The following is a 6,048-nucleotide window of genomic DNA, read 5'->3' on the forward strand; positions in this document are numbered from 1 at the left end:
GGCAGGCTGGGGCGCATGGTCAACCGCCTCGCCGACGCCGTGAGCCCGTACCTGCGTCAGCACGCCGACAACCCCGTCGACTGGTACCCGTGGGGCGCCGAGGCGTTCGAGGAGGCGCGGCGCCGCGACGTGCCGGTCATGGTGTCGGTCGGGTACGCGACGTGCCACTGGTGCCACGTCATGGCGCGCGAGAGCTTCTCCGACCCCGCGGTCGGCGCCCAGCTCGCGCGCGGCTTCGTGGCGGTGAAGGTCGACCGGGAGGAGCACCCCGACGTCGACGCGAGCCTCCTCGCCGCCGCGAGCGCGTTCACGTCGGACCTCGGCTGGCCGCTCACCGTGTTCACGACGCCGGACGGCGCCCCGTTCTACGCGGGCACCTACTGGCCGCCGGTCCCCGTGGCGGGGCGGCCCGCGTTCCGGGACGTGCTCGACGCCGTCGCGCAGGCGTGGGAGCTGCGGCGCGACCAGGCCGTCGAGACGGGGGAGACGATCCGCGCCGCGCTCCGGGACGCGGCCGCGGGGCGGCGGACGGGGGTGCCGCGCGCCGCGGCGACGACGGTCGCCGCTCCGGGGGAGCCCGGCGCACCCTCCGGGACCGACGACGGACCGGTCGGCCGGCTCGCCGACCATGCGCGGACGGTCGTCGACCGGCTCGAGGCCGCGGAGGACCGCGTGCACGGCGGGTTCGGCGGCGCGCCGAAGTTCCCCGTCGCGCCGACGCTCGAGCTCCTGCTCGACCTGGCGGCGTCGTCCGTCGTGGACCCCGAGGTCGCGCGGCGCGCCCTCGTCCTCGCCGGCCGCACGCTCGATGCCATGGCGTCGAGCCCGCTGCGCGACGTCGACGGCGGGTTCTTCCGGTACGCGACCCGGCCCGACTGGTCGGAGCCGCACTACGAGCGGATGCTCTACGACAACGCCCAGCTCCTCTCGGCCGCGACGACGCTCGCCGTGCTCCGGCGCACCGGGCCGGTGGACGGCCCGCTCCGCACGCCCGCGCCCGCTCCCGGGACGCCGGACCCGGGCGAGGGCACCGCGCGGGTCGCGGCCGACGTCGGGCGCTTCCTGCTGCGCGTGCTGCGCCTCGCCGACGGCGCGTTCGCGAGCGCGCAGGACTCCGAGTCCGTCGTCGACGGCGAGCGCGTCGAGGGTGGCTACTACCTGCTCCCGCCCGCCGAGCGGGCGCGGCACGAGCCGCCCCGGCTCGACACCAAGGTGCTCACCGGCTGGAACGGTCTCGCGATCGAGGCGCTCGCGCGCGCCGGCCACCACCTCGACCTGCCCGACCTCACCGACGCGGCGCGCGCCGCCGCCGACCGGCTCCTCGCGACGCACGTGCGGTCCGACGGGACGCTCGTGCGGGCCTCGGAGGGGGGCGTCGCGTCGGGCGCCGTCGCGACGCTCGAGGACCACGGCGCGCTCGCGACCGCGCTCCTCGTCCTCGGCGGCCTGACGGGAGAGGCCCGGTACGTGCGCGAGGGCGTGCGCCTCGTCGACGCGACCCTCGGCGCGGACGGCGAGCTGCGGGCCCCGCAGGGCACCGACCCCGTGCTCACCGGCCGCGGGCTCGCGGCGGGCGCCGCCGCGGACGCGTCGGAGGGCGCGGTGCCGTCCGGCACGACGGCCGCCGCGCGGGCCGCGCTGCTCGCCCACCTCGCGACGGGCGAGCCCCGCTACCGGGACGCCGCCCGCGCGCACGTCGCCGCGTCGCCGACGGCGAGCGAGCACCCGCTCGGCGCGGCCGGGGTGCTGCGCGTCGCCGTCGGGCTCGCCGAGCCGCCCCACCAGCTCGTGCTCGTCGCGGACCCGGAGCTCCGCGAGGCGTTCCGGCAGGTCGCGCGGGACTGGTACCACCCGGGCGCGCTGCTCCTCGGCGCGACGCCCGGCGACGCCGCGGCGCTCGCGGTCGACGGCGTCGGGCTCCTCGCCGGCCGCGGACCGGGCGCGTACCTGTGCGCCGACTTCGTGTGCCGGCTCCCGGCGTCGGACCCCGACGCGCTGCGGGCCCAGCTCGGCGGCTGACGTCCGGCTCCCCGGGGGTGCAGGGGTCCCACCGCGGTCGCATGATGGAAGAGCGGTGCGGCACGAGGAGGAGCCATGAGGGCATCGGTCGGGGACAGGATCGTGACCGCCTCGGGGGTCGTCGGCGGAGCGGTGCGCGACGGGGTGGTGGTCGAGCTGCGGCACGAGGACGGGTCGCCCCCGTACCTCGTCGAGTGGACCGACACGGGGGAGCGCACGCTCGTCTACCCGGGGTCGGACAGCTACGTCGAGCACGTGCCCGGCGCGGAGGCCGGGAGCGGGGCCGGCTCGACCAAGGTGTGGCGCGTGCAGGTGAGCGTCGTCGAGTCGGAAGGTCGCACGACGGCGGAGGCCGTGCTGGTCGCGGAGGTGCCCGGTCACGTGCGGACGGTCGGGCGCGCGCGGCGGGACCCGCACGACCTGGACGTCCCGCTCATCGGTGACGAGATCGCCGTCGGGCGCGCGCTGCGGCGGCTCGCGGACCGGCTGCTGGACGACGCCGAGTCCGACATCGAGTCGTCGACGGGCGTCCCGGCGCACGTGCACCTGTGACGGCGGCACCCGACGCGCCGGTCGCCCTGCGAGCCGTCGTGCACGGGCGCGTGCAGGGCGTCGGGTTCCGCTGGGCGACGCGCGAGCGGCTCACCGTGCTGGGCCTCGACGGGGCGGCGACGAACCGTCCCGACGGCACGGTGGAGGTCGTCGCCACCGGGCCGCGGGACGCCGTCGACCGGCTCGTGGCGTGGCTGCGCGACGGTACGACGCCGGGGCACGTCACCCGGGTCGACGTCGACGCGCGCGAGGGGTGACGCCGTCGCGCGGACCGACGCGGGCGCGGGTCGGGCGACCGCTCAGGAGTCCGCGCGGGCCAGGACCGACTCCCAGTGCCACGGCTCGGGCACGCGGCCGTCCGGCTCGGCGAAGTCGGGGTGCGTCCAGCCGAAGGCCTCGGCGTTCTGCTTGAGCCACTCGTACTGAGGTGTGCCGAACGCCTGGACGCCGCCGCCCAGGTCGACGGCGAACCCCAGACCGTGGTTGGAGCAGCCGGGCGGCGCGGCGATCGGCGACGACGGGTCGTAGAGGCCCGCCTGCTCCTCGTACGTGCGGTAGGAGGAGTTGATCGTCAGGTGCACGCCGAACCGCTCGAGGTACGCCGCGTCGAGCGCGACGAGGCCGTCGAGCACGTCGGCCCGCACGCGGTCCGACGGCGACCACGGGATCGCGGCCAGGGCGGAGTCCGGCACGCGTCCGCCGTCGGGGTCCCACACCTGGTCCGGCGCGGGGCAGGAGACGGCGTCCTGCGCGGTCGACATCTCCTCGGTCGACGTGGCGACGGACGCCAGGTCGGCCTCCAGGTCGAGCACGGCCTGCTCCAGGGCGGCGAGGTCGTCGGCGGCCGCACCCGCCCCGGCGGTCTCCGCCGTCGCCGCGGCCGCGTCGAGCGCCTCCCGGAGCCGGGCGCGCACCGCCTCGTCGGCGCCCAGGCCCTCCGTGGCGGCGTAGATCTTCTCGCCCTGCTCCTGGACGGGCGCGAGGCTCGTGCGGGCCGCCTCGACCTGGGCCCGCGCGTGCTCCAGCATCGAGGCGTGCACGGCCTGCGACGCCTGCTCCAGGGACGCGGTCGCGCCCGTCGTGCCGGTCGTCATCCGGTCGACGAACGACGCCCCGAGCAGGGCGCGCGTGTCGTCGACCTCGACCGCGAGGGCGTCCCGGACCGCGGGGTCGGCGACCTTCCCGTCGGACGTCGTGAGCAGGGTCTGCGCCGTGGTGGCCTGCGCGGCCAGGTCGTCGTAGGTCGACCCCCGGTACCAGACCAGCCCGCCGCCGGCGGCACCGAGGAGGAGCGCCAGCGTCACGACGACCGCGACCCACACGCCGCGGCGCCGACCCGTCCCCCGGGCATGCCGCCGCTCCCGCCCGGTCGGGTAGCCCGAGGGGCCGGTGGAGGGTGGGGTGCTCGTGACGGTCACACCGCCAGAACCTACGCCACCCCGCGGGTGCCCCCGGACCGTTCGCCGGGTGTGCGGGGACACGCTCACCGAAGTATCACGATCCCCGCCGGACCCTCCCCAGATGGTGTCCCCGGCGACGGTGCCGGGGCGAGGTGGGGAGGGGCCATGAAGCGGCTGGTGCTGTGCTGCGACGGCACGTGGAACTCGCCGGTGAACGCGAGCGTGTCGAACATCGAGAAGATCGCGCGCTCGGTCCGCACCGGCATCGGACCGGACGGCGTCCAGCAGATGGTGTTCTCCGTCGAGGGGGTCGGGGCGCAGGGCTACCTCGTCGACCGCCTGCTCGGCGGGGCCTTCGGGTATGGGCTGACGCGCAACGTCGTCGCCGGCTACCGCCATCTCGCGCTCAACTACGAGCCCGGCGACGAGATCTACGTGTTCGGGTTCAGCCGCGGCGCGTACACCGCCCGCAGCGTCGTCGGCATGGTCGCGACCGTCGGGCTGCTCACCCAGGACTCCCTCGCGCGCGACCACCTGTGCGACGCCGAACGGATCTACCGCGTGCGCGACGCCGCCCAGCGGGCGGAGCAGGCCGCGGCCTTCCGCGCCCAGCACTGCCACGACCACGTCCCCGTCGCGTTCCTCGGGGTGTTCGACACCGTCGGCGCGCTCGGGGTCCCCGGGCTGTCGCGCCGGCGCAGCCGGTTCCACGACCTGCGCCTGTCGACCGACGTCGAGTGCGCCCGGCAGGCCCTCGCGATCGACGACCGCCGCATCACGTTCGAGCCGTGCCTCTGGGACGTCCCCGTCTCCATGGCCGCCCGGGTCAAGCAGGTGTGGTTCCCCGGCGGGCACAGCGACGTCGGCGGCGGGGCCCGCGCCCGCGCGCTCTCCGACACCGCGCTCCTGTGGATGGTCGGCGAGGCGATCGCGCGCGGGCTCACGTTCGACGAGCACCGGCTGTTCGCCCAGCTCCACCACGAGGACGAGTTCGTGTGCCGGTTCCGCCCCGGCCTGCTCTTCGGTGCGCTCAACCTCCTCAAGCGCCTGCACCCGCGCCCGCGCTTCCGCGGCGACCGACGCGTGCTCGCCGGTGTCCCGACCCCGCCGGACACCGTCGACGCCGTGTACCTCGCCCAGACCGCGGCGTACCTCACGGCGGACCCCGACTCCGAGTACGCCCGCCACGCCCGGAACGTCACGTGGTGGCGCGAGAGCGCCGGGCCGGGCCTGGACCGCCTGGTCGAGCCGGTCCCCGGCGGCGCCCGGGAGGACCGGCCGCTCGTCCTCGCGTGACGGAACGACCGGACACGCACGGTCGACGGGCGATCGCTGATCGGCGACGGCCCGGACGTGGACGCACCGCCGCGGCTGCCCGGGGTGCGGGGACGACGCCGTCCGCTCGCCGGGTGCGACGCGCCCGCCCCGTGCCATGCTGGGCGGCGTGAGCGAGCAGACCGCAGCACCCGTCCCGGCCGAGCAGCTCGTCCCCGCCGACGCGCACGTGCTCGGCGACCCGGACGCGCCCGTGACGATCGTCGAGTTCGGCGACCTGGAGTGCCCGTACTGCGCCGCCGCCGCGCCCGTGCTGCGGCAGGTCGTCGAGTCGTCGGGCGGCGAGGTGCGCCTCGTGTTCCGGCACTTCCCGCTCTTCGAGATCCACCCGCACGCGCTCTCCGCGGCGCTCGCGGTCGAGGCCGCTGCGGCGCAGGGCCGGTTCTGGGAGATGCAGGCCGCGCTGTTCGAGCACCAGGACCAGCTCGGCGAGGCCGTCCTCGCCGACCGGGCCGAGGAGCTCGGCCTCGACGGCGCCTCGGTCGTGGGGGACGCCGCCCAGCAGTACGCCGCGCCCGTGCAGCGCGACTACGCCGACGCCCTCACCCTGGGAGTCCAAGGCACCCCGACCTTGTTCGTCAACGGCGTCCGCTACCGCGGCCGCGTCACCGCCGACGGCCTCCGCACCGCGATCGAGGCCACCGCCCCGCCGAGGTAGAGCCAGGGTTGCGCGAGGTAGAGCCCTGGTAGGCCGAGGTAGAGGCGTGGTCAGCCCAGGTAGAGGCCTGGTTTCGTGCCCGAT

At 76.6% G+C, this 6,048-nt stretch carries 6 protein-coding genes; 5 read left to right on the forward strand and 1 reads right to left on the reverse strand.

The features are described 5' to 3' along the window. Positions 1-15 precede the first annotated feature (15 nt). The 3 genes from ABWU78_RS10865 (at position 16) to ABWU78_RS10875 (ending at position 2,828) form a co-directional block, all read left to right on the forward strand. On the forward strand, positions 16-2,019 hold the full coding sequence (locus ABWU78_RS10865) for a thioredoxin domain-containing protein (protein ID WP_439158350.1): 2,004 nt from the start codon (positions 16-18) through the stop codon (positions 2,017-2,019). Positions 2,020-2,094: 75 nt separating this feature from the next. After that, on the forward strand, positions 2,095-2,571 hold the full coding sequence (locus ABWU78_RS10870) for a dsRBD fold-containing protein (RefSeq protein WP_253050958.1): 477 nt from the start codon (positions 2,095-2,097) through the stop codon (positions 2,569-2,571). Then, positions 2,568-2,828, forward strand: a complete 261-nt coding sequence (locus ABWU78_RS10875; protein WP_353707912.1) for an acylphosphatase — start codon at positions 2,568-2,570, stop codon at positions 2,826-2,828. Before ABWU78_RS10870 ends, ABWU78_RS10875 begins: the two co-directional genes overlap by 4 nt. A gap of 42 nt (positions 2,829-2,870) precedes the next feature. On the opposite strand, the gene ABWU78_RS10880 is transcribed toward ABWU78_RS10875, so the two are convergent. Continuing rightward, positions 2,871-3,989 (reverse strand): M15 family metallopeptidase, encoded by a 1,119-nt coding sequence (locus tag ABWU78_RS10880; RefSeq protein WP_353707913.1) that lies wholly within the window; start codon positions 3,987-3,989, stop codon positions 2,871-2,873. A gap of 147 nt (positions 3,990-4,136) precedes the next feature. Here ABWU78_RS10880 and ABWU78_RS10885 point away from each other — a divergent pair, with 147 nt between their 5' ends. Further along, positions 4,137-5,267: a DUF2235 domain-containing protein gene (locus tag ABWU78_RS10885; RefSeq protein WP_353707914.1), complete on the forward strand. Its 1,131-nt coding sequence runs from the start codon at positions 4,137-4,139 to the stop codon at positions 5,265-5,267. Positions 5,268-5,415: 148 nt separating this feature from the next. Then, positions 5,416-5,964: a DsbA family protein gene (locus ABWU78_RS10890; RefSeq protein WP_439158351.1), complete on the forward strand. Its 549-nt coding sequence runs from the start codon at positions 5,416-5,418 to the stop codon at positions 5,962-5,964. The last annotated feature ends 84 nt before the right edge of the window (positions 5,965-6,048 follow it).

The sequence above is a fragment of the Cellulosimicrobium sp. CpK407 genome (assembly GCF_051844275.1).
In the GTDB taxonomy this organism is placed as follows: domain Bacteria; phylum Actinomycetota; class Actinomycetes; order Actinomycetales; family Cellulomonadaceae; genus Cellulosimicrobium; species Cellulosimicrobium cellulans_G.